Source organism: Fulvimarina fulva (genome assembly GCF_039652615.1).
In the GTDB taxonomy this organism is placed as follows: Bacteria; Pseudomonadota; Alphaproteobacteria; order Rhizobiales; family Rhizobiaceae; genus Fulvimarina.
Genome location: NZ_JBDJAC010000004.1, coordinates 305308 through 332258, shown reverse-complemented (window position 1 = coordinate 332258; position 26951 = coordinate 305308). Strand labels below are relative to the sequence as shown.

Annotated in this window: 20 protein-coding genes and 1 tRNA gene; 11 read left to right on the top strand and 10 right to left on the bottom strand. The window is 60.1% G+C overall.

The genetic code is table 11. The features are described 5' to 3' along the window. From ABDX79_RS08565 to ABDX79_RS08550, 4 genes are all read right to left on the bottom strand, one after another. The coding region (locus tag ABDX79_RS08565) for an NACHT and WD40 repeat domain-containing protein (protein WP_346219851.1) at positions 1-2955 on the bottom strand (2955 nt) is incomplete at its 3' end. Positions 2956-3378: 423 nt separating this feature from the next. Further along, positions 3379-5514, bottom strand: coding sequence for a polyribonucleotide nucleotidyltransferase (gene pnp, locus ABDX79_RS08560; protein ID WP_346219850.1), 2136 nt, complete (start codon positions 5512-5514; stop codon positions 3379-3381). Positions 5515-5897: 383 nt separating this feature from the next. Then, the gene (gene rpsO, locus ABDX79_RS08555; RefSeq protein ID WP_346219849.1) at positions 5898-6167 is read right to left on the bottom strand and encodes a 30S ribosomal protein S15; all 270 of its coding nucleotides are present in this window, start codon (positions 6165-6167) and stop codon (positions 5898-5900) included. 411 nt (positions 6168-6578) lie between these two features. Beyond that, positions 6579-8975 (bottom strand): bifunctional diguanylate cyclase/phosphodiesterase, encoded by a 2397-nt coding sequence (locus ABDX79_RS08550; protein ID WP_346219848.1) that lies wholly within the window; start codon positions 8973-8975, stop codon positions 6579-6581. Between the two features lie 795 nt (positions 8976-9770). Between ABDX79_RS08550 and ABDX79_RS08545 the strand changes: the two genes are divergently transcribed. Then, positions 9771-10400, top strand: a complete 630-nt coding sequence (locus ABDX79_RS08545; RefSeq protein WP_346219847.1) for a hypothetical protein — start codon at positions 9771-9773, stop codon at positions 10398-10400. Between the two features lie 309 nt (positions 10401-10709). Here the strand turns inward: ABDX79_RS08545 and ABDX79_RS08540 are convergent, their stop codons facing one another. Next, complete coding sequence (locus tag ABDX79_RS08540; protein ID WP_346219846.1) at positions 10710-12020, bottom strand: O-antigen ligase family protein; 1311 nt, start codon at positions 12018-12020, stop codon at positions 10710-10712. 183 nt (positions 12021-12203) lie between these two features. Further along, entirely contained in the window at positions 12204-12635 is a 432-nt protein-coding gene (locus ABDX79_RS08535; RefSeq protein ID WP_346219845.1) for a L,D-transpeptidase, read from the bottom strand. A gap of 327 nt (positions 12636-12962) precedes the next feature. On the opposite strand from ABDX79_RS08535, the gene ABDX79_RS08530 reads away from it, so the two are divergent. Beyond that, positions 12963-14945 (top strand): putative bifunctional diguanylate cyclase/phosphodiesterase, encoded by a 1983-nt coding sequence (locus ABDX79_RS08530; protein WP_346219844.1) that lies wholly within the window; start codon positions 12963-12965, stop codon positions 14943-14945. Positions 14946-14983: 38 nt separating this feature from the next. On the opposite strand, the gene ABDX79_RS08525 is transcribed toward ABDX79_RS08530, so the two are convergent. The 3 genes from ABDX79_RS08525 to ABDX79_RS08515 are packed head-to-tail and all read right to left on the bottom strand — an operon-like array spanning position 14984 to position 17334. Then, positions 14984-16489 (bottom strand): UdgX family uracil-DNA binding protein, encoded by a 1506-nt coding sequence (locus ABDX79_RS08525; RefSeq protein ID WP_346219843.1) that lies wholly within the window; start codon positions 16487-16489, stop codon positions 14984-14986. Positions 16490-16500: 11 nt separating this feature from the next. Continuing rightward, a complete protein-coding gene (locus ABDX79_RS08520; RefSeq protein WP_346219842.1) occupies positions 16501-16977 on the bottom strand; it encodes a nucleoside deaminase in 477 nt (158 codons plus the stop codon). Positions 16978-17013: 36 nt separating this feature from the next. Further along, a complete protein-coding gene (locus ABDX79_RS08515) occupies positions 17014-17334 on the bottom strand; it encodes a hypothetical protein (RefSeq protein WP_346219841.1) in 321 nt (106 codons plus the stop codon). A 195-nt stretch (positions 17335-17529) separates the two neighbouring features. Here ABDX79_RS08515 and pabB point away from each other — a divergent pair, with 195 nt between their 5' ends. Genes pabB through ABDX79_RS08500 form a run of 3 tightly spaced genes read left to right on the top strand, consistent with a single transcriptional unit; the run spans position 17530 to position 20374 of the window. After that, positions 17530-18903, top strand: a complete 1374-nt coding sequence (pabB, locus tag ABDX79_RS08510) for an aminodeoxychorismate synthase component I (protein WP_346219840.1) — start codon at positions 17530-17532, stop codon at positions 18901-18903. Then, positions 18900-19496 carry an anthranilate synthase component II gene (locus tag ABDX79_RS08505; protein WP_346219839.1) on the top strand — a complete coding sequence of 199 codons (597 nt, stop codon included), beginning with the start codon at positions 18900-18902 and terminating at the stop codon, positions 19494-19496. The genes pabB and ABDX79_RS08505 overlap by 4 nt, the downstream gene beginning before the upstream one ends. Beyond that, positions 19493-20374, top strand: coding sequence for an aminotransferase class IV (locus ABDX79_RS08500; protein ID WP_346219838.1), 882 nt, complete (start codon positions 19493-19495; stop codon positions 20372-20374). Before ABDX79_RS08505 ends, ABDX79_RS08500 begins: the two co-directional genes overlap by 4 nt. Here ABDX79_RS08500 and ABDX79_RS08495 read toward each other — a convergent pair. Continuing rightward, on the bottom strand, positions 20364-20780 hold the full coding sequence (locus tag ABDX79_RS08495; protein WP_346219837.1) for a dihydrofolate reductase: 417 nt from the start codon (positions 20778-20780) through the stop codon (positions 20364-20366). The two genes, ABDX79_RS08500 and ABDX79_RS08495, sit on opposite strands and share 11 nt — an antisense overlap. Positions 20781-20903: 123 nt before the next feature. Between ABDX79_RS08495 and ABDX79_RS08490 the strand changes: the two genes are divergently transcribed. The 6 genes from ABDX79_RS08490 (at position 20904) to ABDX79_RS08465 (ending at position 26899) form a co-directional block, all read left to right on the top strand. Beyond that, positions 20904-21386 carry a MarR family winged helix-turn-helix transcriptional regulator gene (locus ABDX79_RS08490; RefSeq protein WP_346219836.1) on the top strand — a complete coding sequence of 161 codons (483 nt, stop codon included), beginning with the start codon at positions 20904-20906 and terminating at the stop codon, positions 21384-21386. 209 nt (positions 21387-21595) lie between these two features. Next, the gene (locus tag ABDX79_RS08485; RefSeq protein ID WP_346219835.1) at positions 21596-23149 is read left to right on the top strand and encodes an OpgD/OpgG family glucan biosynthesis protein; all 1554 of its coding nucleotides are present in this window, start codon (positions 21596-21598) and stop codon (positions 23147-23149) included. After that, complete coding sequence (locus ABDX79_RS08480; RefSeq protein WP_346219834.1) at positions 23146-23472, top strand: hypothetical protein; 327 nt, start codon at positions 23146-23148, stop codon at positions 23470-23472. Before ABDX79_RS08485 ends, ABDX79_RS08480 begins: the two co-directional genes overlap by 4 nt. 242 nt (positions 23473-23714) lie before the next feature. Next, entirely contained in the window at positions 23715-25547 is a 1833-nt protein-coding gene (gene mdoH, locus ABDX79_RS08475; protein WP_346219833.1) for a glucans biosynthesis glucosyltransferase MdoH, read from the top strand. Further along, positions 25544-26770, top strand: coding sequence for an OpgC family protein (locus tag ABDX79_RS08470; RefSeq protein WP_346219832.1), 1227 nt, complete (start codon positions 25544-25546; stop codon positions 26768-26770). Before mdoH ends, ABDX79_RS08470 begins: the two co-directional genes overlap by 4 nt. A 52-nt stretch (positions 26771-26822) precedes the next feature. Beyond that, positions 26823-26899, top strand: a tRNA-Ile gene (locus ABDX79_RS08465). Positions 26900-26951: the final 52 nt, after the last annotated feature.

The following is a 26951-nucleotide window of genomic DNA, read 5'->3' as shown; positions in this document are numbered from 1 at the left end:
GATCAGCGGCCCGTCAGGCGAGAAAACGGCGCTTCTGACCCACTCTCCATGTCCTTCGAAGCGGCGCACCTCAGAACCCGTCCCCGCATCCCAAAGGCGCGCGGTTCCATCACTGCCGCCGGTGAGGATCAGCTGCCCGTCAGGCGAGAAAACGGCGCTTTGGACACCCCTCCCATGTCCCTCGAAGCGGCGCACCTCAGAACCCGTCCCCACATCCCAAAGGCGCGCGGTTCCATCACTGCCGCCGGTGAGGATCAGCTGCCCGTCAGGCGAGAAAACGGCGCTTTGGACACCCCTCCAATGTCCCTCGAAGCGGCGCACCTCAGAACCCGTCCCCGCATCCCAAAGGCGCGCGGTTCCATCACTGCCGCCGGTGAGGATCAGCTGCCCGTCAGGCGAGAAAACGGCGCTCGACAATGGCGAAGATCTCAGGCTGATCCTGAGCGGTGTAACTCCAAGGTCATTGCCTTGTGTGCTGATCGAGAAATGTAAGCCGTCTCGCTTCAACACGGTTGCGCGGCTCGCCTCATCTGCATGCGTATTGAAGAACCGTGCCGACGTCAGTCCGATCGGCTTGCCTGTACAATTAACGAAGCGCACGTCCTCGAAGCAGATCTGTGAGAGAACGGAATTTGAGAAGTCGCATTTCTTAAACGTCACATTTCGCACATGTGCGCCGAGCAGATTCGAACCGGAATAGTCGACCCTCTCAAGTACAGAAGGGCCACCCCCACTTTGTGTCTTGCGAAAATCAAGATGCGAGAGATTGGCTCCCGCCGGCCACTTATAACGCTGGTCTCGCGACCAAAGCTGCTGGACAAGATTGACCAGAAACTGGCGGATCGACGGTGACCAATCAGATTTCAGTCCTTCGTCGACCGAAGAGCTCAGCACATGTTCTTCACCCTCGGTCTCCACGATATCGAAGAGAAACTCTGCCGTCTCCAAACTCGGAGCTGAAAAATCTACCTCTGCGCCAAGCGAACCATCTCGCAGCTTGATCCAGATCGCTTCAGCAAGAAAGAACTCTTGGAACGAGGTGTGGACGAAACGAAAATCCTGCTCCCCTGCTCGTACCAGAAGGCTGGCATTGCGAAGCTCCGTCTGAAGAAGATTTCGGGTTACTGCGCTCCCCGCTCTGAGAATTGACTGAAGACCTTCGATCGAACTGACTTCTTGATCGAACCAATCCTCGAGTTCGTCGATCGAAAGCGAAGGCGATCGCTTGCGCCAGAGATGAAGCGCAAGGCTGACGAGCAGCTTCTGCCTGTCTCGCGCACTGAGCAGGAGATTCTTCTCTCGGTCCCGCTCCAGTGTCCGGCGGAACATGGTGCGATAGACCGTCGCGACGTTGATCGGCGTTCCACTCGCCTGTGCTACTTCGAGATCGGGAGCGATTTCCGCGATATAGCGCGCCATGATCGGCTTCTGCGCCAGCCCTGCCAGATCTCGAGTTCGTGCAACCGAAGCATAGGCTCGACGACCGTCCGTTTCGCCGAGTGTCTTGAGGAAGTAGCTTTCGATCTGTGCTGGGGTGAACGGCGCCATGTATCGTGTCGTCGCGAATGAGCGACCGGCGCGGCGCGGCATGCTGTCCGAGCGATCGTAGCCGCTGATCGCCGATGACTCTTCCATATGATCGCGGAAGAAATGCGTCCGGCAGGTGACCATAAGCCGGGTCCGGCTGCGCGCCCAATTCGGACCATCCTGGTCACGATCCGCATTCCAGACTTCGCGCGGCACGATCTCAAGGAACTGACGGTAGAGTTTCGCAGCCTTCTCCACGCCGATGCGCGTCCCGACCTCGTCGAGGCCATCGAGAATAACGACACAATGCTCCTGACGGATGTATGCGAGAAGTTCTTTGCCGTCGATTTCGCCAGCCGCCTGCTCGTTCAGGCTCCGGCGAATAATCTCAGTCAGTGGCAGATCGCCACCTGATGCGTAGACGTCCACAAGCCTGCGAAAATCCAGATATACCGGGAAAGCCTCGCCGCCCTCAGATAGCAAGCGTTGGGCAAACAGTTGGCTTGTCGTCGTTTTTCCCGACCCGAACGATCCGAGAAGGGCGAAAACCCGTGTCTCTGCATCTTCGCTTCGCGCCCAATTCAGGAGAATCGGAAGCAGTTTCTCGCTCTCGCCATCGCCTTCGCGCAAGCCCGCGAATGGCTCCTCCACGACGCCTGAGCGGACTGCTTCGTCATGGTAGTGTACGCCAGCGACGCGCTCGCGAGTCTTGACGTCGGAGAATGGGTTCTTGCGGGAAGGTCGCTGAGCGGGACCCTCGCCACCGCCATTTGGCGGCACATTGAGATTTTTCGATACGATCTCGAGGATCTCATCGCGGATCGTCTCGCAGAAAGCGCGGCGGTCTGGTCCGTTGCCGCGGGCCCAAAGCTCGTAAAGATTTTCGTGTGACGTCTTCAGTTTGGGATGGCAAGGCGCTTTGACGAATTCACGAGTCGCATCGCCGACCTTGCCCGTCAGCTGGATTTGCACGACCCGCGCGAAATCGATGGCGCCAGCGCCGTCTCTGAAGCAATCCGCTTCAGCCTTACATGCGGCGCTTCGATACCACTTGTCGCTGCGCAGGAAGATCGCGGCGGTGCTGGCCTCCGCTTCCGGCACGGTTTGTGCGTCGAAATCCTCAGAACGGGAATGAATCTTATCGCGATCGAACCAGATTTTGATGCGCGGAAGATCTGTCCATTTTGCCGGTGGCGAGTCGAGGAGACGCTGCAACTCTGCTCGGAACGCATCGACCGTGCTCTCGACGTCTTCACTTTCCCACGCATGGGAGAGAAAGACCGACACGCTCGCAGGATAGCTGCGCGGTTCTTGAAGCTTATCGGACGGAAGTTCAGTGTCTGCTTGCGTCGAGCGCTGGGACGCCGCTCTTGCAGCTAACTGAGCGGCCTTGCCACCCTCTTCGACCGCTGCTTCGCTAAAGGTCATGACGATATGCGATCCAGCCGATCGCAATGAGAGGTCTCGCTCTGCGCGACCATTCTTGTTGGCGAGCGCCGTGCCGGCCTCATTAATCAGCTTCAGTCGCTGGCGAAGCGTAGCGTCCTTCGGCCGAGCTCCCTCGGTTCGCTCGAGGCGCCCAAGAAGCTCAGCCTTCGAAATGTTGACGCCGCCGGTAGTCGGAGCCGTCACATTTCCCGCTTCTCCGATCGCCTTTAGAAGACGAAGGCCGGCATTGCCGAGCTCGTCGGCCAATTTCGTCAGATAGTCGTCAAACCATGACATCGTGATCTCCGGCGCTTGAGATATCACAAATATCACAAAAATTCACAACCGCAATATCTGACACAAAAAAACGCGCCGGGGTTTCCCCCGACGCGCTTTCAAATGTCAGCGAAAGAAGGCCGCAGCTTAAGCCGCGTCTTCGTCCTTGCTCTTCTTGATCTCTTCGCCCGACTCTTGGTCGACGACCTTCATGGACAGGCGAACCTTGCCACGCTCGTCGAAGCCCATGAGCTTGACCCAGACCTTGTCGCCTTCCTTGACGACGTCCGTCGTCTTCGCGACGCGGCCCTCGCCGAGCTGCGAGATATGCACGAGACCATCGCGCGAGCCGAAGAAGTTGACGAATGCGCCGAACTCCACCGTCTTCACGACCGTGCCCTCGTAGACCTCGCCGACTTCCGGCTCGGCGACGATCGAGTGGATCCACTTGCGGGCCGCCTCGATCTCCTTGCCGGAGGACGACGCGATCTTGATCGTGCCCTCGTCGTCGATGTTGATCTTCGCGCCGGTCTTTTCCACGATCTCACGGATGACCTTGCCGCCGGAGCCGATCACGTCGCGGATCTTGTCGGTCGGGATCTGCATGACCTCGATGCGCGGCGCGAACTCGCCGAGCTCGGAGCGTGCCTCGCCGAGCGCCGAGTTCATCTCGCCGAGGATATGAACGCGGCCGCCCTTCGCCTGATCGAGCGCCACCTTCATGATCTCTTCGGTGATGCCCTGGATCTTGATGTCCATCTGGAGCGAGGTGATACCCTCTTCCGTGCCGGCCACCTTGAAGTCCATGTCGCCGAGATGATCCTCGTCACCGAGAATGTCCGACAACACGGCGTAGCGATCGCCTTCCTTGATAAGGCCCATGGCGATACCCGCCACCGGACGCTTCAGCGGCACGCCGGCATCCATGAAGGCCAGCGAGGTGCCGCAGACCGTCGCCATCGACGACGAACCGTTCGACTCGGTGATCTCGGAGACCGCGCGCAGCGTGTAGGGGAACTGCTCCGGTGCCGGCAGAACCGGACGGATCGCGCGCCATGCGAGCTTGCCGTGGCCGATTTCGCGGCGTCCGGGCGAACCCATGCGGCCCGTCTCACCCACCGAATAGGGCGGGAAGTTGTAATGGAGCAGGAAGCGCTCCTTGTAGGTGCCCGTCAGCGCGTCGACGAACTGCTCGTCTTCGCCCGTGCCGAGGGTCGCGACCACCAGCGCCTGGGTCTCGCCGCGCGTGAATAGCGCCGAGCCGTGGGTGCGCGGCAGGATGCCGACTTCCGAGACGATCTTGCGGACCGTATCCAGCGAACGCCCGTCGATGCGCGACTGCGTGTCGAGGATGTTCCAGCGAACGATCTTGGCCTGCAGGCTCTTGAAGACCGCGTTCACCTCTTCCTTGGTGAACTTCGGCTCTTCCTCGCCTTCCGGCAGGAAGTGGGCGACCACCTTTTCCTTGGCGGCGGAAACGGCGTTGGTGCGCTCCTGCTTGTCGGTGATCTTGTAGGCGGCCCTGAGATCGTCCTCGGCGAGCTTCAGCATCTCGCCTTCGAGTTCCGAGTGATCCGGCGCGTTGTGCTCGCGCGGCTCCTTGGCGGCAACTTCGGCAAGCTTGATGATCGCGTCGATCACCGGCTGGAACGAGCGATGGCCTTCCATCACGGCGCCCAGCATCACGTCTTCCGAAAGCTCGTGCGCTTCCGATTCAACCATGAGCACGGCGTCCTTGGTGCCCGCGACGACGAGGTCGAGCGCCGATTCCGGCATCTCGTCCACATTCGGGTTCACCTTGTACTCGCCGTTGATATAGCCGACGCGCGCGCCGCCGATCGGGCCCATGAAGGGAACGCCCGAAAGCGTCAGCGCGGCCGAGGCCGCAACCATCGCGACGACGTCCGGATCGTTTTCCAGGTCATGCTGCAGAACCGTGAGCACCACCTGCGTGTCGTTCTTGTAGCCTTCGGCGAACAGCGGACGGATCGGCCGGTCGATGAGACGCGAGGTCAGCGTCTCCTTTTCGCTCGGGCGTCCCTCGCGCTTGAAGAAGCCACCGGGGATCTTGCCCGCCGCGAAGGTCTTTTCCTGGTAGTTCACGGTCAGCGGGAAGAAGTCGAAGCCGGCCTTGGGCTGCTTTTCCGAGACGACCGTCGCCATCACGACCGTTTCGCCGTAGGTCGCGAGAACCGCGCCATCGGCCTGCCGGGCGATCTTGCCGGTTTCGAGGGTCAGCCTGCGGCCGGCCCAGTCGATTTCCACCTTGTGGGAATTGAACATGTCTTTGCCTTTTATCATCAGGCGATCCGGGGGAGTTTGACCTCCCCTTCACCTTTTCAGCGCCGCGGCCTGCATAACGTCAGCAGGCCGTCGCTCGGCGCGTTGATCGGAACGGATCGCACATCGGGTGCGAACCTTGATCCACGGGCAAGACGATGAAAGGCTTGTTCCCCAAGCCTTTTATGATCCTGCCCCATGACATCAAAATTCAGCGGTTTGACCCGCCGGGAGACCTTATAACCGATCATCCGGCGAATGTGAAACCGGCGGGCGCAACTTAGAAGGTCGGCCCGCCGGAACTGTCGTATGGCCCTCGCAGGATTGAAGGAAAAGCGCAAAGCGGTTTCCCGTCCGCATCCCGCGAGCACCAAAAGCGTCAGATCTTAGCGGCGGATGCCGAGGCGCTCGATCAGCGTCTGGTAGCGCTGCTGATCCTTGCCCTTCACATAGTCGAGAAGGCGGCGGCGCTGGGACACCATCTTCAGGAGACCACGACGGGAGTGGTTGTCCTTGTGATGGCCCTTGAAATGCTCGGTCAGATTGGTGATCCGCTCGGTGAGAAGCGCAACCTGAACTTCCGGCGAGCCGGTGTCGTTCTCTTTGGTCGCGAATTCCTTCAGGAGCTCTGCCTTGCGTTCGGCGGTGATCGACATCGGTTATGCCTTTCTGTTTGTGCATCCGAAGCCCTGCCCGCGTCCGCATCTTAAAGCGAAACGCCAAGCCGAATGGGCCCGGAAATGATGGGGTCTCAACGATCGTTCATGATGAGGATCTTGAGCTCGGGACGCCGGTCGCCGGGATGTCGTCCAGCGACGGCCTTGAGTGTTGCGAGCCACGGCAGCGCCGAACCCGCACGCGGCGGCATATAAGCGAATTGCGGCGGGAATGATAGGGGGACGATCTCACGGCTATTATGGGCCGGATCGCGACGAGTTCTGGTTGGCAACGCAGCTTCTTGTTCAGGAACAAGCGTTGTCTCGTCTTCTAGCTGCCTTTCCCGTTCTCCGTGACGAGTTGGGGATCGCCCGTTCACGTCATCAGTGTCTTCGCCTTGGTCTGGGAGCTTACGCTTTTGCTGCAATGAGAACGCGCTCGTCTGCGTTCTGCCGGTCCTGGACACCTTTGCTGGCAAGCAGGGACCGGATCTCCAACTCCGGAACCGGGCGGCTGATGAAGTAGCCCTGGATCTGGTTGCACCCCTCCGTGATGGCGAATTGATGCTGGATGGCATCCTCGACACCTTCGATCGTGACTGACATCTTTAGCTTGCCAGCCAGCATGACAATTGCCTGGACGATGGCGACGCTGTCTTGATCACTCGGAATGGAACGCACGAAGGACTGATCGATCTTGATCTTATCGAAAGCGAACCGACGCAAATGGCTGAGCGAGGAGTAGCCAGTCCCGAAGTCGTCGAGCGAAATCCGAACGCCCAAGGCCTTGAGTCCACGCAGGTTGTCATATGTCCGCGCATTGTCGCGAAGTAGGGCCGTTTCAGTGACTTCGAGTTCAAGACGATGCGCCGAAAGCTTGGTCTCGCTGAGAACACGCTCGACTAGGACGACGAGCTTAGGGTCGGCAAGCTGCACCGCGGACAGATTGACGGCGATTGACAGATCGCCGCTCCAGGTCGCGGCCTCACGACAAGCGAGCTGAAGCACGCGTTCGCCGATCACGCCTATTAGACCAACGTCCTCAGCCATGGGAATGAAGGTTGCGGGCGAGACTAGTCCGCGTTCAGGGTGGCGCCATCGCACGAGTGCTTCAGCGCCCTCGAAAGCGCCTGAGGCCGCATTCGTCTGCGGTTGGTAGTGCACCTCGAATTCGTCGTTATGAAGTGCGCGCCGAAGGTCCATTTCAAGCTGACGACGGCCAACAGCCTCAAGATGCATGATCGGCTCGAAGCAACAGAATTGGCCACCGCCGTCGTTCTTTGCTCGATAGAGGGCCAGATCGGCGCTGCGGCAGAGCTCCTCAGGCCCCTCGCCATCATTACCGGACAGCGCAATGCCAATGCTCGATCCAATCTCAATGACCTGACCCTTGATCGTGTATGGATGGGTCAGGCTTTCAAGTATTGCCGCGGCATGTTTCTTCGCAATCTCTGCGTTGCCATCGACCAGAACCATAAACTCATCACCGCCTAGCCTTGCCACTGCATCATCGGCTTGGATGCACTTACGAAGTCGGTTGGCGATCTGGCACAACAGCTGATCCCCGATGCCATGACCCATGGTGTCGTTGACCCATTTGAACCGGTCGAGATCAAGAGCGAGAAGCGCGAATGGCTTGTCCGCTATGAGCTTGGGGGTCATCCGGCGCGATAAAAGATCATTGAAACGCGCTCGGTTCGTCAGCCCAGTCAAAGCGTCAGTGTAGGCGAGACGCCGGATCGTCGCCTCACTCTTCAGGCGTTCGCTCTGGTCGCGAATAGCGACAACCGTCTGGTTCTTCGAACCGACCTTGACGTCGCGGCAAAGCACGCGAACCGGAATGGCAACGGCATTTTGACAAAGCAAATCTGCATCGTATTCCTGCTGATCGGTCATCGACGGAAGTTCCAGCGTCGGCAGGAGCGATGTGATTTGCCGCGAGCGCAGTTGCTCTCGGTTCCATCCCGTGAGGCGCTGCAGGCTCTCATTCGCGCTTGTAATGATGCCATTATCGCAGATGGCCAAACCTTCCACGGCCAAATTTGCGAGTTCACTCAGGCGTTTTTGGTCGCGACGCGTCCGCGCATGTGCTGCGAGCGAAAACCGGAGCCCCATAACCGCGAGAACGATGAGGCCCATGCAGATGGCGGCCACGATCGGGGCCACGACCGCAGGGTCCAAAGCGAGAGCCGGAAGAGAAAGCCGGGGATCGTATACGAGCTCAACGGCCGCCATACCGGTGACGTGCAAAACGGCGATCGCAATGAGAAGGAGTACCGGAGCCAACCCACGGAGCTTCCTGTTACGCTCGCCCGCAAAGACGATCGCCGCGACAAAGATCGGTATGCTAAAGCCAATCGAAGCGATTACGAAAATGGAATTCCATCCGACATGGCCTGTGACGAAGTAGGATGCTTGTCCCAAGTAATGAAGGGCGGTGATGCTGAGCCCGAGGAACGCGCCAGAGCAGACTCTCATCATGCGGTCGCGACTGCCGAGAGCGAGACGCATGCTTAGGCCGATGCCAGCAATTCCGACGAGAAGCGAGATGGACATTAAGACTGGCTCGAAGGCGGACGGCATACCCGGTCGATAGGCAAGGAGCGCCACCATGTGCGTTGCCCATGCGGTGCATCCGGCCGAAATGATACTCAAAAGTGCCCAGTTGCGTTTCGCCTGACCTTCCGCCCGCGCAGCGTGTGTAGCGATGGAGAAAGATGCGTAAACACCGATCAGGCAAATACCGGCTGCCGCCCATAACAGCGTTCGGTCATGGCCTACCGTGAGGCAGGTGACGATTGTTTCCATGAAGATTTGCCGTCCATCACTGAGAACCTTCTGAGACGGTTGGCGAAGATAAATGTGCTTCGGTTACAAACCGTTACGACAGGCAGTGTTCTATCCCCGCAGCATTGACTAAATGATTGCACAACTATCGATGTCGCAGAGATCAGCTGTTCAAACTAAATGTCCGCTTTCAGGTTAAGAAGATGATCATGTGAACGACCGCTAGGGGCGCTAACCTGCCAAATTTATCCCCGTCCCAAGGACCCTCTCCTATCATCCCCTCACCGCGCCACCGAATGGCAAGGACGATCGCCGGGATCGTTCGGGGGTGCGGGCGGTGTCTGCAGTGCGGGGGCTTTTTCCGGAGGCCCTCACGCTCCGGACGTCCCGCGGCTCCGCCGGCCCCTCGTGTACTACGGCACGGGTGCGGATTGGCCCGCTTGAACGTTTGGCCGACAAGGCCAGCGTGAAGCGCCGGCAGCCATCAAAGGTTCGGGCTACGCCCTGAGCCGTCGATACCTGCGCGTGCCAAGGCCCGATCACTCGGGAGACAGGCGCGGACGGTGGGACCGGCGGAGCGGGTACGGCAGGAAATTTGGTGAAGCGGTGCACGATAAACCCCGTGCGGTGCGCCGGAGGCGAACCGGATAGAATTGCATACTCGGAGGGTTTGCCTCCGGCGCTCCGCTGCCGCCCATCGTGGCAGTGTCTTTTAACAACGAACCGCATACCCCGGCTCCAACGAGCGCGGGAACGCGAACCCGCGTCCGGTCACGAGGTCCCGTTGCCGGGCCCCCATGAAAAGGAGACGGACCCATGGCGAAGCATCCGGCCCCCATCGCGGCCCCAGAGGAAGACCTGCCGCCGACAAAAGCCGAGCTCGAAGAGGGCAGCCGCATCGCCTACCAGCATTTTCGCCACATCCTGCGGCTTCTTCAGGCGGAAGGCCGCACGATCCATCCCCCGAAGCGACGGCGCACGAGCGACAAGATCAAGGCGGGGACGGAAATCCGCCGCGCTTTGCCGCTTGATCCAGGCAGTCTCGACCAGCACCTGTCGGAAATGGCGCAGACCCTTTTCCACCACTGCAAGCGGCCCGAATGCCGCCGGGCTTTCCAGTGCCGCTATGGCGCCCGCGCCGGCGAGACAAGCCGCACCGCCACAAGCTGGGGCCTCACGGGCCTGCCCTGCCTTCAACAGCTTCCGCCGGATGTCGCCCACGCCCTTCGCCTCATGCTGGCCCGCCAGAGCACGCCACAGGTTTTTCGGGCACGCAACAATTTTCAGGCGCTGGAACGGCAGGTGATGGCGCGGGCTGCAAAGCGGTTCGGCCTTGGCGACCGGGCCGGCGAGACGGCGAAAGATGCCACCGTCCGATCCGGCATCATGGCGTCAGATCGACAGAAATACGCAGAAGAGAACGCCGTTCGCCATGACGAAACCTAAGGTGATCGCGAGATGATCGGCTTGGCGTTCGCGCGAATGTTCGAGGCTCGAAAGCCGAAGCGCCCGCTTCGTGTTTGCCGGAAAAGAAGAGATTGCTTGCCTGTCCATTCTTGTTTCCCTCCGAGTTTTTGATAAGCTTCCCTTAATTGACGTCAGGAAACCAGTAACGTCTGCGTTACTTGCGGTCATGGTCGCGCGATGCGCCATCCACTTTCGCGCAAGTCTCATGATTATGATGGGGCTATCCTCGGCGAGCACGGATGTACTGCCGTCGAGCGAAGCCGCCCCGTCGAGGGCGGCTTTTTCGTGTCAGCGGGCCGGTTTCATCGGGTGGCGCGCGGTGAGCCGCAAGCCCACCACCGCGATCCAGGTCAGCATCCAGCTCGGATTCCCGCGTGCGAAGAAGAAGGATTCCAGGAACGCGTTGAGCAGCATGAAGGTGAGGATCATCAGGAAGAGATCGGCCGCGAGATTGTTCTCGCGGGTTGGCCGGCACTTCACGTAGTCCACCAGCGGCAGGACGAAGAGAACGAATATCGCCATGACGAGGCCTGGCCAGCCGATGGTGATCGCGACATCCAGATAGCCGTTATGGGCGTTCACGATGCCGCGCGGGTCCCAGTTGAGCTCGAAGGGCGTCTCGGCCGTCATCACGATCGGCGTCGACCAAAAGGTGCCGACGCCGTGGCCGATCCATTGCTGCGGGCCCATGAGGTCCAGCGTGAAGCGCCAGAGATCGGTTCGTCCAGTGAACGTCGTGCCGGGCAGGACGAGCTGGAGGATCGAGTCGAGCGTATCGTTGAGGACCGTGCCGAGGGTCATGAGGGCGACCACCGTCACCGCGCCGAAGACGAAGAGAACCGGCAGGAAGCGCCCGCCGAGGATACGGCCGGAAAGGACCAGCAGCATCACGGCCGGCATCAGCGCCAGCGTCGTCTTCGAGCCGGTCTTGTAGGCGAAGAAGAAGGCGAGCGCCGCAATCAGGACACCGATCTTCGCATGTCCGGCGCGCCAGAGATAAAGCCCGACGAAGAACAGCGGGGCCATCACCTGCCCCGCAACGTTCTTGTGGCTGTAGATGCCGCGCCACAGGCCCGAATGCTCGCTCTCGACCTCGAAGCCCTGATGAATCGCGTATTGCGGCATCGCGACGACGCCGAAATAGCAAAGGCCGAGCACCACGAGCGCCATCACCGTGAGGCTGAGCCGGAACGCAGCCGCATCGGCCGGAAGCGAGAGCGCGCCCGTCGCCGCGATCATCGCCGCGATCGTGAACAGCGCGGCGCGGAAGGCGAGATCCGGCGCGATCGAATTGGCGGAGGCAAGCACCAGCCAGGCGGCGAGGATCAGCCAGGCCGGGCGCAGCAGCGTCATCGCAACGCGCCGATCCGCGAAAACGAAGTGGGCGACGAGCGCCAGCGCCGCAAGCACGCTGTAGCCGTATTTGTTGACCGGATTTCCGTCGACGATCTCGAATGTGTCGTAGCTCGCGGGAAACGGCATCAGCGTCATGACGAGCGCGGTCATCAGGGCAATGGCAAGCAGCGTCCGGCCCGTCGCAAGCGCGCGCTCTTCCAGCGGAAGCCCCGTCGGGCGGTAAGGATAAAGTGTGTCTTGCATGGCCCGCCATCGCTTGATGCCGGGTCAAGCTAGCCGATCATGCCTAACGGGACATTAAACGGGTGGCCAGGATGCGCGGGAAACGCCCAGTGCGGATTGGCCGTGATAGAAAACATGAGGCCGCCGAATACGGTATCCGACGGCCTCCATATGAACTCGGATGAGGGTCCGATCCTCGCCCGATTAGCGCTGAACGACGACGCGGGTGTTTCCCATGCCGTGGCGGCGAACCAGGTTGTAGAAGGCTTTGGCATTGGCCGGATGCAGGCGCACGCAGCCATGGGAGGCCGGACGCCCGAGCCGCGAGATCGCGCCGGTGCCGTGAATGGCGTAACCCCCGTTGTAAAACACCGAATAGGGCATTGGGCTCATGTCGTATTTGCGGGAGTGCCACATCCGGTGGATGCGCTTCGGGCGCCAGGTCCCGGTCGGGGTGCGATATCCCTTCCTTGCCGTGGAAACCGGCCAGTTATAAAGAACCTTACCGTTGTTGATGACCGTCATGCGCTGTGAAGAGAGATCAATCTTCGCAATTAGCCGGGCTTCCGCACCGTTCGTCAGACCGAATGTCAGAATACCCAGCGCAAACGCGAGACAGACAGCTAAATGTTTCATTGAAGGCCTCCAGCCATTCGTTTTTGAACCGACTTGCCGCCGCTTTACTGACGCATAATGGCCTAATTTTTGCCAAAGTCTAGATTGACTCAGCGCCTCGCGATTATTTGTCCGTCTTACTAACGCGCTAAACGTCGCACGGTCCGCGAGTGGGGCGAATTCGGTCAGATTGCTCGCCTGGGGTCGAGAAGTTTCGTATAGCGAAAAGCAAGCGCCTTCGCTCATCGCTCAAAGACCGTTGACCGACCTTTTTCGGCGCTCTGGCTTCGATTTGTTTACTTCTTGCCGCTAGTTGTCGATGCTGGTCGAATAGCAAGCGGGCAAGCCGTGCTTAACACGATAAGACAAAATGCTGCTGTCTTTGCCGGAGGACTTGCCATTGCGGCCTTCGTCGTCATCAGCGTCCTCTTCGTGGGCTCCTTCGCCGTACGCGACATCGTCGAAACCGAGATATCGGGCCGAGCCGATAATTTCTCAGAATTCCTTTTGACCGAGCCTGGCACCCTCGCCGCTTTCACAACTGGCATCAGCCGCACACCGGATACCGAAGCGACGGTCCGCAAAGTGGCGAACCTTTCTGGAATTGAACGCTTCTCCCTGTTCGACCGTGATGGCCGGGAAATCTATCAGTCCCGCTCGGAACGCTATGGATGGTTGATGCGGGACAGGCCGGGAGGCATGTCCAACGGCGATAGTCTGGCCGAAAGCACGATTGCCCGCAAAGGTCAGTGGCGGGTCATCGTCCATGATGGCGAACAGCCGTCGGTGATCAAACCGCTGTTTCGGGACGGCGAGCGCATTGGCTTCCTGTCGGTTCAGGCCGACCTGACCGCAGACAGCGGACTTTACGAAGGCACGCTCTACAAGGCCTTTTCGTTGACCGCGCTGATCCTGCTGATCGCGACCGGCGTGCCTTTCGCGGCCTATCTCATCCGTCGCCGGAAAATAGCCGAGGCGGACGCGCGCATTGAATTTCTCGCCACTCACGACGGGCTGACACAGCTTCTCAACCGTCGCCACATGCAGGAAGAGACCGACCGACTCATGGTCACCGCACGCGCAACGCGCGAGCGCATGGCCTATATCTACATCGACCTTGATGAGCTTGGCGAAATCAATGCCCGATTGGGGCAGGCAAACGGCGATGAAATTCTCAGGGTTCTGGCCAAGCGCATTCGCTTCATCTGTCATAAGGACGATATCGTCTCACGGATCGGACCAGACGACTTCGCCATTCTGAAACGTCGCGTTACGAGCACCAACGACGTCCGAGCCTTTGCGCGCCGTCTCTCCAATGCCTTGGGGGAACCGATCGAACAATGCGGCCAGCGTATCGAGCCGTCCATTTCGATCGGATGCGCAATGGTTCCGACGGACGGCCGGAGCCATACCGAACTCGTCAAGCACGCCGAGCTCGCCCATTTCCGGCACAAGTCATCAAAGGTCGATGATCTTGTGTTTTTCGAGGCCTGGATGGATGAGGACAACCACCGTCGCCGGATCATCGAGGCCCAGGTTCGCCACGCGGTCGAAAATGACGGGTTCGAACTTCACTATCAGCCGCTCGTCTGCGGCACCACGCACCAGGTTCTCGGCTTCGAAGCGCTGATCCGCCTGCGCGATACTGAAGGGAATCCGATCTCGCCCACCGAATTCGTGCCGATCGCCGAGGCACGCGGCTACATCAAGCGGATCGGAACCTGGGTGATTCAGGAAGCAACACGTCAGGCTGCGCATTGGCCTCGGGAGTGTTTCGTTTCGGTCAACCTCTCAACCGTGCAGTTTGCCGATGGTGATCTCGTCTCGATCGTGACAGACGCGCTTCGCGCAGCGGGTATCGAAGGCAAGCAGCTCGAGCTCGAAGTGGTCGAGTCCCTCGTTCTCGATCGGTCCAATGACGTTTTGGAGCAGCTTAAGCGCCTGAAAGAGCTTGGTATTTCTATCGCCATGGACGATTTTGGGACAGGCTATTCCTCCCTCAGCTATCTTTGGCGCTTCCCGTTCGACAAGCTCAAGATCGACCAGAGCTTCATGTTCGCGATGGCGCATGGTGAGAAGAAGGTCGATAGCCTCGTGCGCACGATCGTTTCCATGTGCCATCACATGTCCATGAAGGTCGTGACGGAAGGCGTGGAACTGGCGGAGCAGGTCGACATGCTGCGCGATTGCGGCTGCGATCAGATTCAGGGCTACTACTTCGGGCGTCCGGTTCCCGCCTCGGAGATTGCCTCGGAAACCTTGAACCATTTCCAGCGAAACCGGATCCCCTCACAAATTGAGAACGCAACGCTTCTCCAGACAACAGCCTGACGGGAAAACGGCGCTTGGGATGTTCGAACGGCGGGTAGTTACTCTGGAAGAGCCAGCTCCGGAACCGTCTTCAACACCAGTCCCATATCCGCCTGGAAGGCCTCGCGTTCTCGCTCCTGTGCGGCCGCATCCGGAAGGCGAAGGATATAGGAGGGATGCACCGTAACAAGGAAACGCGTCGTCTCGGTCAGATCGATCAGTCTTGAGCGCGTATCACGGATCGTAATCGTCTTGCCCAAAACTGCATGGGCAGCCGTCGCACCGAGCGCGACAATCAGCTTCGGCTTCACGAGCTCTCGTTCGATATCGAGCCACCAGCGGCAGGCCTTGATCTCTCCCGAATTGGGCTTGGCGTGAATCCGCCTTTTGCCTCGTGGCGTGAACTTGAAGTGCTTGACCGCGTTCGTGACATAGGCTTGGCTGCGATCGACACCCGCGGCAAGAAGGGCCTCGTCGAACACCTTGCCGGCGGGTCCCACGAAAGGCTCGCCCGCGATATCCTCCTGGTCACCGGGCTGTTCTCCAACAAAGATGACTGGTGCATTCTGCGGCCCCTTGCCGAAGACCGTTTGCGTCGCCGGCTCCCATAGGGGGCAGGCCTGACAACTCGCCGCGGCCCTGCGTGCATCCTCGATCGACTTGGGCAGGTTCGACCCCCGCGATGGGGCCTCCCCGCTCAGATCGAACATCGGCTCGTCCGCGCGTTCACGTCCCATCTCCAGCTCCCGGCGTTCACTCATCTTCTCATGGCGAAAACTCGGAAGCGTCGGGGCGGTTTCGATCATGCGGCGCTGCGCCGCTTCGGCGCCTGCCACGAGCGGCTTGACCAGCGCCGTTTCCGGCATGTTCGCCCAGTATTTCTTTGGCATTTCGGCCTGCATGGCTTTTACCTTCAGACGCGCCGGATTGAAGATCGAGGCGTAGTAGGTGAGCCAGAGGTTCTCCATGTCGTCGCCGGAAGGCGCCATGTCGCGACTTGCACCCGGCAGGTAGGATAGATCGGTGCAGTCCCAGTGAGCCGTACGCTCCGGCGTCAGGATGGTCCAGGTCATGCCGGTGAAGCGCCGGACGAAGAAGGGCGCGGTTGCCTCGACGATATGATGGAACGGCTCGAACCAGGCGACGTAGTGCTTTTTGCCCTCCTCGCCCTCGACCTCGCGAAAGCGCAAGAAGGCCTTCATCTTGTGGGCATCGCGCCGGACCGCTTTTTCCATCTCGCTCGCGCGGATCACATCGGCATCCGATGCAATCTCGAGAAGCCGTTTTTCGGCCTGGAGGCGCCATAGCAATCGATAAGCGAAAACGAAGCGATCTTCGTGCGCGTGGCAGATGAGTTTGCGCGCATAGTCGAGAAAAGCTTTGGGCACGGTCGGTTGAGGACCACTCGGATCGAAGGGCGGCAGGGGGTCTGAGAAGAGCCCTGCCCCCTCACCGTCCACAGTAAATGTCAGATCCTCCGGTCGAACGCGGTTCGAAAACGCGGCACGGGCGGCACTGCGCCAGCCTTCGAAATCGGCAGGAAATGCAAGATCGGCGGAATACATGGCTTCCGTAATCAGCGTCGATGAACACGGGCATGGAGCGCGCGAATGTCATCGGCGAAGGTTTCGTCGGGGCCAGAAACCGCGTGACCGGGCAGGATCTCGCTCACCGGCATTGCCTTGAACGGAAAGCCGTCGACACCAAGCTCGCCGAGCCAGGAAAGAAGCTGTTCGGTTGAACTTGCATAGACGATGCGCCCGAGACCGACGATCCCGTGGGCAGTGGCGCACATGGGACAGTGCTCGCCGGAGGTGTAGACTGTCGCTTTGGCGCGCTCCGAAGGCTCTATATGGAGGCCGGCCCAATGGGCGAGCGCGAATTCAGGATGGGCGGTGGCATCGCCCGAGCCGGTGCGATTGTAGTCTTCCTTCAGCACCGTGCCATCGCCGGCAACGAGGACAGATCCGAACGGCTTATGCCCTTCCTCAACAGCCTGCCGCGCAAGGTCGACGCATCGGGTCAGATGTTTGCGGTCGGTCTCGTCGATCATATAAAGTTCCTGTTCGACTCTTATTGCGCCTGATGATCAACGCCGTCTGAGGCATCGCTCATAGGCGCGGGCGCCATCGCGGCGGGCATCGATCTCGGTCAATGCCCGAGCACCGTAGCTGTCTTCGCTCCGGTCCACCCGGTTTTCGTATTCATTGGCGGCAGTCTGGCGCGCATATTGCCGGCAGAATTCGGGCGTTCCGGGCTGGTAAGGATTGGCGGAAACGCGAGCCCCATGAATCGGATTTGCGATCGGATAGGGCGTCGCCGTGTTGCAGCCCGCGAGCATGAGCAGGCCAATCGGCGCGAGAAACAGAGGTGACCTGCTTCGATAGGATTTCAACGAGAAGATTGTCATGATCGGGTCAGGTCCTGCGATGCAAGATGACGGAAGAGCGGTTTACTCTGGCACACAATCGTGAACTCTTCAGGTGGCGGATGCGATCCATCGCCCGGGTCACCGCACCGTGAGCAGGTGGTGGCGCGAGCGCCGCGTTTGACGAAATCGATCCGAAGGGGCATCTGCGAAGCTATGGAAACATCGCTGCCTCTCGTGACCGAAATTGACTGGCAGGATCCGTTCGAAGCGGCGCGCAAGCTCCATGCCTTCGGCGGGCTCTCCTTCCTCGACAGTGCGATGGCGCACGAGACGCTGGGCCGATACTCGTTCGTCGCCGCGCGCCCTTTCGCCGTCTTCACCGTCGATGCGGAAGGCCCTGCCCTTTCCGGCGAGCGGATCGATGCCGCGCCACTTCAGGCCCTCAAAGGCGTGCTGGCGCGTCTCGCGATGCCGACCCTTGAAGGATATCCACCGTTCCAGGGCGGTGCGATGGGCTTCATCGCCTATGAGTTCGCTCATCATCTCGAAACTCTTCAGTCGCCGCCGGATTTCGAAACATCCAGGCCGACCATGGTCTTTCCGCTCTACGACGTGGTTCTCGCGTTCGATCACGCGACGAAGAGAGCCTATTGCTTTTCGAATGGGCAGCCGGCGAAAGGCGACGACCAGCGGAGGCACGCTGAATTGCGGCGGGATGATATGCTGGCCGCCCTTGACGCGCCGCTCCCCGACCTGCCACCGCTTGTGCCCGGCTTCGACTGGCGGTCGAACTTCTTCGCAAAGGAATATGAAGCGGCGATCGAGAAGACACGCGAATATGTTCTCGCCGGCGACATCTTCCAGGCCAACATCGCCCAGACCTTCACCAGCGAACTGCCCGCTGGCTTCGATTCGCTGGCCCTTTACGCACGGCTCCGCCAGACCAATGCCGCCCCGTTCGGCGCTTTCCTCGATTGCGGGGACATCGTGGTCGCGAGTTCTTCGCCCGAGCGGTTTCTCAGCCTGACGCCGAAAGGCCGTGTAGAGACGCGGCCGATCAAGGGTACGGCGAAGCGCTCGAACGACGAACTGGAAGATGCGGCGCTTTCGGCCCACCTGCTTTCCTCGGAAAAGGACCGGGCCGAGAACGTCATGATCGTCGACCTGATGCGCAACGACCTTTCGCGGGTCTGCGAAGCGGATTCCGTCGAAGTCCCGGTTCTCTGCGGGCTCGAAACCTATGCCGCCGTCCATCATCTCGTCTCGGTGGTGACGGGACAGCTGGAGGCCGATCTCGGGCCGGCGGAGCTCATCGGCGCGACCTTTCCCGGAGGCTCGATCACGGGGGCCCCGAAGATCCGCGCGATGGACATCATCACCGAAATCGAGACAAGCCGGCGCGGGCCCTATTGCGGCTCGATCGGCTATATCGGCTTCGATGGCACGATGGACCTCAACATCGCCATCCGCACGGTGACCTTCGAGGACGGCAAGGCCCGTCTGGCAGCAGGCGGCGGCATCACGGTGCTTTCCGACCCGAAGGCCGAATACGAAGAGACCTTCACCAAGGCGACCCGCGTCTTCGCGGCCTTCGAGGGCGAGGCATGAAGGTTCTCGTTCTCGACAACTATGACAGCTTCGTCTTCAACGTCGGGCGGTACCTGGAACGGCTCGGCGCGGAGACAGTGGTGCACCGCAACGACAAGGTGAGCCTTGCCGAGGTGGAAGCTCTCGGAGCAGACGCGATCGTCGTTTCGCCGGGGCCGTGCTCTCCGAAGGAAGCCGGCATTTCATGCGATCTCGTGCGCACGCTTTCGGGTAAGGTGCCGATTCTCGGCGTCTGTCTCGGCCATCAGGTGATCGGCGACGTGTTCGAGGGCCATATCACACGGGCATTGCGGCCGATGCACGGACGGGCCTCGGCGATGCTGCACGACGGTGCAAACCTCTTCGAGGGCCTCGCCGCCGAAACCAGGGTGGGGCGCTATCACTCGCTAATCGTGGAAGAGACCCCGGCAATGCTCGAGCATCTGACGGTCGACGCACGCTCCCCTGACGGTGAAATCATGGCCCTGACCCATCGCGTCCATCCGACATTTGGCGTCCAGTTCCATCCGGAATCCATTCTGACGGAGGAAGGAACGACGATCTTTTCCAACTTCCTCGTCCGCGCCACGGCCTTCGCTCGGAGGCGCACATGAGCGGCGCGGTCTGGTTCGGCGACAGGCTCGTGCCGTTAGAAGATGCCGGGATCGATCCCACAGACCGGGGCTTCACGCTCGCCGACGGATGCTTTGATACGGCGCTGGCCATTGGCGGACGGGTGTTTCGGGCGAACGATCATCTCGACCGGCTGGCGGCAACCTGTGCGGCGCTCTTCCTGCCCGTCGCACGCGAAAGCCTGGAGGCGGCGCAGTCCGCGCTTGCCGGAGAAATCGTCAACGGCTCGGTCAGGCTCACCGTCACGCGCGGAACGGGAGCCCGTGGGCTTGCCCTCCCCGCAGCCCCCAAGCCGACGCTGCTCGGCTCGGCAGCGCCGCTCGTGCCGCAGCTGATGTTCAGGCCGATGACGCTCGCCATTGCCGAAACGCGCCGAAATGAAACCTCGCCGACCTCCCGGCTGAAGACACTGTCCTATCTCGACGCGATTCTCGAAACCCACCGCGCAAAAGAAGCCGGCGCAGACGAACCCTTGTTTTTGAACGCGAAAGGCGAAATCGCCTGCTCGGCTCTGGCGAATATCTTCCTCATGGGAGAACACAATATCGTGACGCCGCCACTCACATCAGGTGTTCTGGACGGTGTGATGCGCAGATTTCTCATCGAGAGCGCGGAAGCCTTCTCAGAAAAGATCAGCGTCGCCCCGATCCCCTGGGACGCCCCCCGAAGCGGTCGGTTTCTGTTGACCAACTCGCTTCGGCTGATCGCTCCGGCCTCATTGCCCGGAGCCTCGCCGATCAGCCGCCAGCAGGCATCGTTCGTCAGATCTTCGATGGAATACACCTGCGCCACGATCAGACAGGACTGTGGTGCCGATCCGCGTGATCTCGGTGCCGAGATCCCAAATCTCAACGGCTGACGGAAGAGCTACCGCCTGCAAGCAACCAGGCCGGATCGAACCAGGTATCCGCCTCGCCGTCATAGGGTAACCTGTTGATATCCCAGTGCCTCACATATCTGGCATAGGCATCCCACACCGCAGGTCCACCGCCGACGTAGACGACGCGCTCGCTGAAACGAGACAATACTTCTTCCGGATCATCGGACGAACGGATCGTGACGATCGTGCGATCCTCATGGGCGAAATCAGGAAAGGACGCGACCGTTTTGGGACCGCAGATCAGGACGTGGCCGCGTGTAATCTCGAAGAAGCGTTCGACGTCCTCTATATAGGCGCGATCGCTGCTTCCTTCCCAAGGCATGCCGCCGTCAAGGCCAAGCTGCCCGATCTGCCCAATCGCGCAGATCACCCGAATGTCGGCCATGCGTTCTCTCCCTGATTTACAGCTGGGCGTGCGTTTGTCCCGGATCCCCGGAAACGAAAAATCGTTTGAGGAATATAATCTACTTTAATGTGTACCCAGCCAAATTGCGCGAAGGTTGAGACCATGGACATGAACATAGACCCACCCATCGCGACCAGAGGCGAGCGGACATCGGAGGCCGAAACGGTCACCTCGCTGCTCGCTATCGCGAAGTCGACGCGCGCCTTCATCGCGCTTCTGCTTTCCGACATTGACCTGCATCCCGGTCAGGATCAATTGCTCGTCCGTTTGCTGCCGAACGAGCCCGTCAGCGTATCCGTTCTCGCCAATGACCTGAGCGTACGCCCTTCGACCATTTCGAAGATGCTCGACCGGCTCATCGAAAAGGGCCTTGTCGAGCGCGGCGCGCACAAGGTGGATCTGCGGCGCACCATGGTCCAGCTCACACCGAAGGGCGAGCAGGCACGCGGCAAGGTCTACGAGGTTTGGCGCAAGCTCGATGTGGATCTGATCGGCGCCCTCGACGACGAAGAGCGAGTCGTTCTTGGTGAATCGCTGAGCAAGATCGAAGCTCTTCTGGCCCAGCGCCTGCGGCGGCTGCGCTGATCTGTAGGCGGCAAATAAGTCTATCGAGGCTTGCAAATTAATTAGGCAAGGATTGCAAATTATGCGGTCCCTTTTGGCCGCCATCCACTTTTCGCAGCGCTTCGCGCCGACTATCTTGGAGGCAAAGCTCAATCAGGGATCTTCAAGCCGACGTGCCCCGACCATTTCATATAAACCGCCGCCGAGCGTTGGGCGGTGGATTTGCCGCCATGTTGTTTCCGTTCTCGTCGAGCTTCGCGGCGGGCAACGGCGACGCTACCGAACCCGCCGGAAAGCAGGCGGATCAGGCGGCAACAGAGGCTCTGACCTTCGACAAGCTCAGCGAGAGAATGGCGGAAAAGGCCAAGCAGCCCCACTCCGAACCCGCGCCCTCGCTGCCGCAAATCGTTCAGGATCTCAGCTACGACCAACATCGGGCCATCGCTTACCGCCCGGACCATGCGCTCTGGCGGGCCGAACCTGTCGATTTCCATCTTCAGGCGTTTTACCCAGGTTGGGTTTTCAAGGATACCGCCACAGTCTCCATCGGTCGCGACGGGCATTACCAGCCGCATATTTTCCGCGCGGACGACTTCGAATATCGTCCGCCGCTGAACCCGGCTGACTTCGACGATCTGAACTTCCCCGGCGTTGCCGGCTTCCGGATCCACGCGCCGCTGGAGCGGCCGGACTATTTCGACGAACTCGTCACCTTTCTGGGCGCCAGCTATTTTCGGGCCCTCGGCATGGGAACGCGCTATGGCCTTTCGGCGCGCGGCCTCGCCATCAATACGGCGACATCCGAGCAGCCCGAGGAATTTCCGCGGTTCACTGCGTTCTACATCGATGCCCCCAAGCCTGGCGAGCATTCGATTCGGTTGATGGCGGAGCTCGATAGCCCAAGCGTTGCCGGCGCATACGAATTCGTCATCACGCCCGGTCCTCAGACAGTAATGACGTGCCGACAAAGACTGTATTTCAGAGAGACGGTCGCGCGCCTCGGCATCGCTCCGCTGACCTCGATGTACACCTTTGGCGAAAACGATCGAGCGGATCACGACGATTTCCGCCCCGAGGTTCACGACAGCGATGGTCTTTTCATCGAACGGGAGAATGGCGAACAGTTCTGGCGACCACTTCAAAACCCAGAGGAACTGGCGCTGTCCTTTATCGGAGAAACGAATCCGAAGAGCTACGGACTGCTGCAGCGCGATCGATCCTTCGAGAGCTATCAGGATACAGAGGCACGATACGAACTCCGTCCCTCCCTTCTGATCGAACCGATCGGCAAGTGGGGTTCAGGGACGGTGGAACTCATCGAGATTCCGACAGCCACCGAGACGAACGATAACATCGTCGCCTTCTGGATCCCGGAAGAGCGCGCCGAAGCCGGTTCCTCCATGGAGTTTTCCTATCGGATGCGATGGGGCCTCGATGTCGAACCGCCGCAGGACAGGGCCCGCGTTTCCTCGACCCTGTCGGGCATTGGCGGCAATGCCGCCGATACCGACCAGGAGCAGACGACACGCCGTATGGTCGTCAACTTCGAGGGCGGGCCCGCGGCTGACCTGCCTGATAACGCCAAGGTCGAACCGGAAATAGAAGTGACTTCGGCGGGACGACTGTTAAACAGTGCCGTTGTCCGGCTTCCGGACGGCGGCTGGCGCGTATCACTGGAACTTGAACGGGTCGAGGAACGACCTGTGGAACTTCGCGTTAGACTCACCATGTTGCGGCGCAGTATAAGCGAGACATGGATTTATCAATGGACCAGAGAAACGTGAGTGTCTTATCCTGGAACAAGGACGAGTGTCCGATTTCGATCGTCGACGCCGTCCTGGGTTCGTATTCCAACGACACGATCGACCTTCATCGCGCGATCGGAAAGCGTCTTACGGAAAGCGATCTGAATCAACCTGTCGACAAGGTGATCCTTGACGCCCGGAATGGTCAGACGTGGGCGATCGACATCATCGAAACCGTGGAACTGCCGGCACCGGTTTCGAAACTTCCCATGCCCGAGCAGGACTTCGGAACGGGCCGTTTTCAAGCCTGGTTTTCAGGTCTTTTTGCGCGCCTGATACCGGGCGACAAGCGACCCGCCTGAAACGGGCGGCTTTGTTCCGCTTTCGGACGGTTGCCGACCAGGAAGCGCTGCCTGTCGATGCGGTTTGCGCCAGTCACGGAAAGCAGCCTTTGCGGCTGCTGGGTTTTACGACGCATTTCATCGACTACAAACTTGCTTGAGTCCCCTCCCAATGGGTAAGAGCGCTCAGGCAAAGCGTTTTGAAGGGACATTCAGGACGGGCCATAGTTTGGGCTTACCTATAGCCGGGAGTGGATAACCACTTGATCGCATTTTTCCGTACGGCATTCTGTGTCAGCGCGGCGCTCCTGTCCCTTGTTGCAGCGTTTCTCTTCTTCACGGTCATCACGGCCAACGGTACGACCAATTTCCATATCCTGCAGACGGCCCTGCTGCTGATCTGCTGTAGTTGGCTTGCCTGGGGTTTCATGACCGCGTGCTTCGGCATGGTCTCGTCTCTGAAAGTGGGCCAAGGCAAGCTCCGCGGGCGCTATCAGCCGAGTTCCGAAACCGCGATTCTCGTTCCGGTCTATAACGAAGACGCTCCGTCGGTCTGCGCGCGCGTCGCTGCTATGGCAGAGGGTCTTCGTCAGGCCGGGCGGCTCGACTCGTTCCACTTCTACATCTTGAGCGACTCGACCAAATCCGAATGCGTCGCAGCTGAGGAACAAGCCTTCCGGTTCCTGCTTCGTAAAATGAAGCTGGCCGGCAGGTTGTTCTATCGCCACCGCGAAAAGAATACCGGACGCAAGGCGGGCAATATTGCCGATTTCGTCACGACCCATGGCGGCGCCTATGCCTATATGCTCGTGCTCGACGCCGACAGCCTGATGGCGCCGGAGACAATTCTCGAAATGGTCGCGCGCATGGACGACGAGCCCGATCTTGCGCTGCTGCAGTCCCAGCCGCTGATCATCAATCGGCGGACGGTTTTCGGGCGGGCCCTTCAGTTCTCGGCGGCGATCTTCTCGCCGATCTTTTCGCGTGGTCTTGCTTCCCTCCAGGGCCGTGAAGGACCGTTCTGGGGCCATAACGCGATGATCCGGATACGGGCTTTCGCGGCTCATTGCGGGCTACCTCCCCTTCCGGGCAAACCGCCCCTTGGCGGTCAGATCCTGAGCCACGACTATGTTGAGGCCGCGCTTCTCGCGCGCGCCGGTCTTATCGTGCGTGTCGATCCCGACCTGCCTGGTTCGTTCGAGGAAGCGCCGGCCAATGTCATCGAATATGCCAAGCGGGATCGCCGCTGGTGCCAGGGCAATCTCCAGCATTCACGCCTTTTGTTGGCGCGTGGGATCAAGACATGGAACCGCGTGCAGCTCTCGGCCGGCATCATGGCCTATCTTGCTTCTCCCATCTGGCTGATGTTCCTGATCGTCAGCCTCATCGATCCCATCGTCGCCCCCGAGCCCAATTATTTTCCGGCCGATTCGCTGTTTCCGGTCTTCCCGAAGCCCGAAACACAGAAGGCCCTGCTCCTTCTGTTCGGCATTGTCGTCCTGCTGCTGCTGCCGAAGACGCTGATCACCTTCGCATCCGCATTTTCGCGACGAGGCAAATCGTTCGGCGGGACGATCCACGTGGTGGCAAGCGCCACCGCCGAACTGGTGCTGACCTCCCTCCTCGCGCCGATCACCATGATGATGCAATCGAAAGCAATCGGCGAGATTCTGATTGGCGCCGATTCCGGCTGGCCAGCGACCGATCGCGAAGACCAGGGCGTGCCGCTGAAGACAGCGTTTGCCGCCAGTTGGTGGATGGTCGCCGCTGGCGCGGCTGTGCTCTACGCGGCCTTTTATTATGCGCCAGAAATCCTTTTATGGACATTGCCGATCGCCCTGCCGTTGATCATCGCGCCGTTCCTGATCTCCTTCACCGCAAGTCCGGTTCTCGGCGATCTGACGAATCGGCTCGGTCTCTTCCGCACACCGTTCGAGATCGAGCCCCATCCAGTGATCCTCTCCGCCGATCGCTGGAGGCAGGCATTATCTGATGCTGAGAAGCCGGCTGCTCCGAAAAAAGCCGTGATCGAAGCCGCTAGCGAAGATGGTTCCTCCACCCACACCTCTTCACCTGCTGCATCGAACAAGCCATGACGATCGTCGCCCCCAAGCCTGCCACCTCGCGAGACAACCGCGTCGACTTCTGGCGCGGCATCGCTCTGATCATGATTTTCGTCAATCATGTGCCGGGGAACTTCTGGGAGCGATACACCTCTCGTAATTTCGGCTTTTCGGACGCCGCGGAGCTTTTCGTGTTTTTGGCCGGTTTCGCCGCGGCCTTCGCCTACGGTCGTCCCTTTCTGGCGGGGCAAAGGCTGTTTGCCACGGTGAAAGCCTTTCGCCGGGCGGGAACGCTATTCCTCGTTCAGATGACGCTGACCATGCTCACCATCGGTCTTTTCGCCTGGGCTGCGATGGCGTTCGGCGAAGGCGAGCTCATGCGGCGGATGAATCTCGGCGCGTTGTCGAGCGAGCCGCTGGAAGCCTTTTTCGGCCTGGCGAGCCTCGGGCACCAATTCGGCTATGTAAATATCCTGCCGATGTATATCGTGCTGCTGCTGATGGTGCCGATCCATCTCTGGCTCGCCTCCATCAGCCGGGAATTGATGCTGGGTACGGCCATCGCCGTCTGGGCTTCGTCCTGGGCGTTTTATCTGAATATTCCCGCCTTCCCGAACCCCGGAGGCTGGTTCTTCAATCCCATTGCCTGGCAAGTGATTTTCGCGGCCGGCCTTTATGGGGGATTGCGCAAGGTCGACGGCAAGCCGTCGGTCCCCTACAAACCGTGGCTTCTCGGCCTTGCTCTTGCCTATCTGCTCTTTGCCTTCGTCACGACACGGTATGGTCTGTGGTTCCTGATTTACGGGCTTGACCCAGTGTTGCCCCCAGCGATCGCCAGTCTCGACAAGACCTTCGCAGCAGTGCCGAGAGTTCTTCATGTGATCGCGCTCGCCTATGTCTTTGCGAATGCGGTAAGCCACTCTCCCTTCGCCAAGATCGACCGCACCAATATCGTCGCGGCGATGGGCCGTCATTCCCTGCCGGTCTTCGCCTGCGGAACGATTCTGTCGCTCATTTGCCAGGTGATAAAGTTTGGACGCGAGCAGGAGTTTGTCTTCGACACCAGCCTGCTTCTGGCGGGACTTGCGCTGCAGTTCGCGCTTGTGTGGTGGCTTGAATGGTGGGGCGCGTACCAGAAGTCGGTCGCAAAAAGCCGGGAAGCGAAAAACGCGTCCCAGGCATCGGTGATCGCTGCTGCCGTCCCACTGCCGAACACCGCCCCGGCAAGCTATTTGAAGAAGACGGGCACCCGCTGACGCTTTTGGTGCTTGTCGCCCGCCCGGGTTTGGGTTAGGCGGTTGCACGTCCGGGCCTGTAGCTCAATTGGTTAGAGCCGGCGGCTCATAACCGCTTGGTTGGGGGTTCGAGTCCCTCCGGGCCCACCATCTGCCTAAGACGTTGTTCTAAAACGGGATTTTACTGGGCCCTCGCCTGACG

Bases quoted from the DNA above. Each gene is read 5' to 3' on its own strand.
- pnp (WP_346219850.1), bottom strand. From the start codon at position 5,514: ATGTTCAATTCCCACAAGGTGGAAATCGACTGGGCCGGCCGCAGGCTG.
- ABDX79_RS08485 (WP_346219835.1), top strand. From the start codon at position 21,596: ATGTTGTTTCCGTTCTCGTCGAGCTTCGCGGCGGGCAACGGCGACGCT.
- rpsO (WP_346219849.1), bottom strand. From the start codon at position 6,167: ATGTCGATCACCGCCGAACGCAAGGCAGAGCTCCTGAAGGAATTCGCG.
- ABDX79_RS08525 (WP_346219843.1), bottom strand. From the start codon at position 16,489: ATGTATTCCGCCGATCTTGCATTTCCTGCCGATTTCGAAGGCTGGCGC.
- ABDX79_RS08470 (WP_346219832.1), top strand. From the start codon at position 25,544: ATGACGATCGTCGCCCCCAAGCCTGCCACCTCGCGAGACAACCGCGTC.
- ABDX79_RS08500 (WP_346219838.1), top strand. From the start codon at position 19,493: ATGAGCGGCGCGGTCTGGTTCGGCGACAGGCTCGTGCCGTTAGAAGAT.
- ABDX79_RS08495 (WP_346219837.1), bottom strand. From the start codon at position 20,780: ATGGCCGACATTCGGGTGATCTGCGCGATTGGGCAGATCGGGCAGCTT.
- ABDX79_RS08550 (WP_346219848.1), bottom strand. From the start codon at position 8,975: ATGGAAACAATCGTCACCTGCCTCACGGTAGGCCATGACCGAACGCTG.
- ABDX79_RS08520 (WP_346219842.1), bottom strand. From the start codon at position 16,977: ATGATCGACGAGACCGACCGCAAACATCTGACCCGATGCGTCGACCTT.
- ABDX79_RS08535 (WP_346219845.1), bottom strand. From the start codon at position 12,635: ATGAAACATTTAGCTGTCTGTCTCGCGTTTGCGCTGGGTATTCTGACA.
- ABDX79_RS08540 (WP_346219846.1), bottom strand. From the start codon at position 12,020: ATGCAAGACACACTTTATCCTTACCGCCCGACGGGGCTTCCGCTGGAA.
- ABDX79_RS08505 (WP_346219839.1), top strand. From the start codon at position 18,900: ATGAAGGTTCTCGTTCTCGACAACTATGACAGCTTCGTCTTCAACGTC.
- ABDX79_RS08515 (WP_346219841.1), bottom strand. From the start codon at position 17,334: ATGACAATCTTCTCGTTGAAATCCTATCGAAGCAGGTCACCTCTGTTT.
- ABDX79_RS08545 (WP_346219847.1), top strand. From the start codon at position 9,771: ATGGCGAAGCATCCGGCCCCCATCGCGGCCCCAGAGGAAGACCTGCCG.
- ABDX79_RS08490 (WP_346219836.1), top strand. From the start codon at position 20,904: ATGGACATGAACATAGACCCACCCATCGCGACCAGAGGCGAGCGGACA.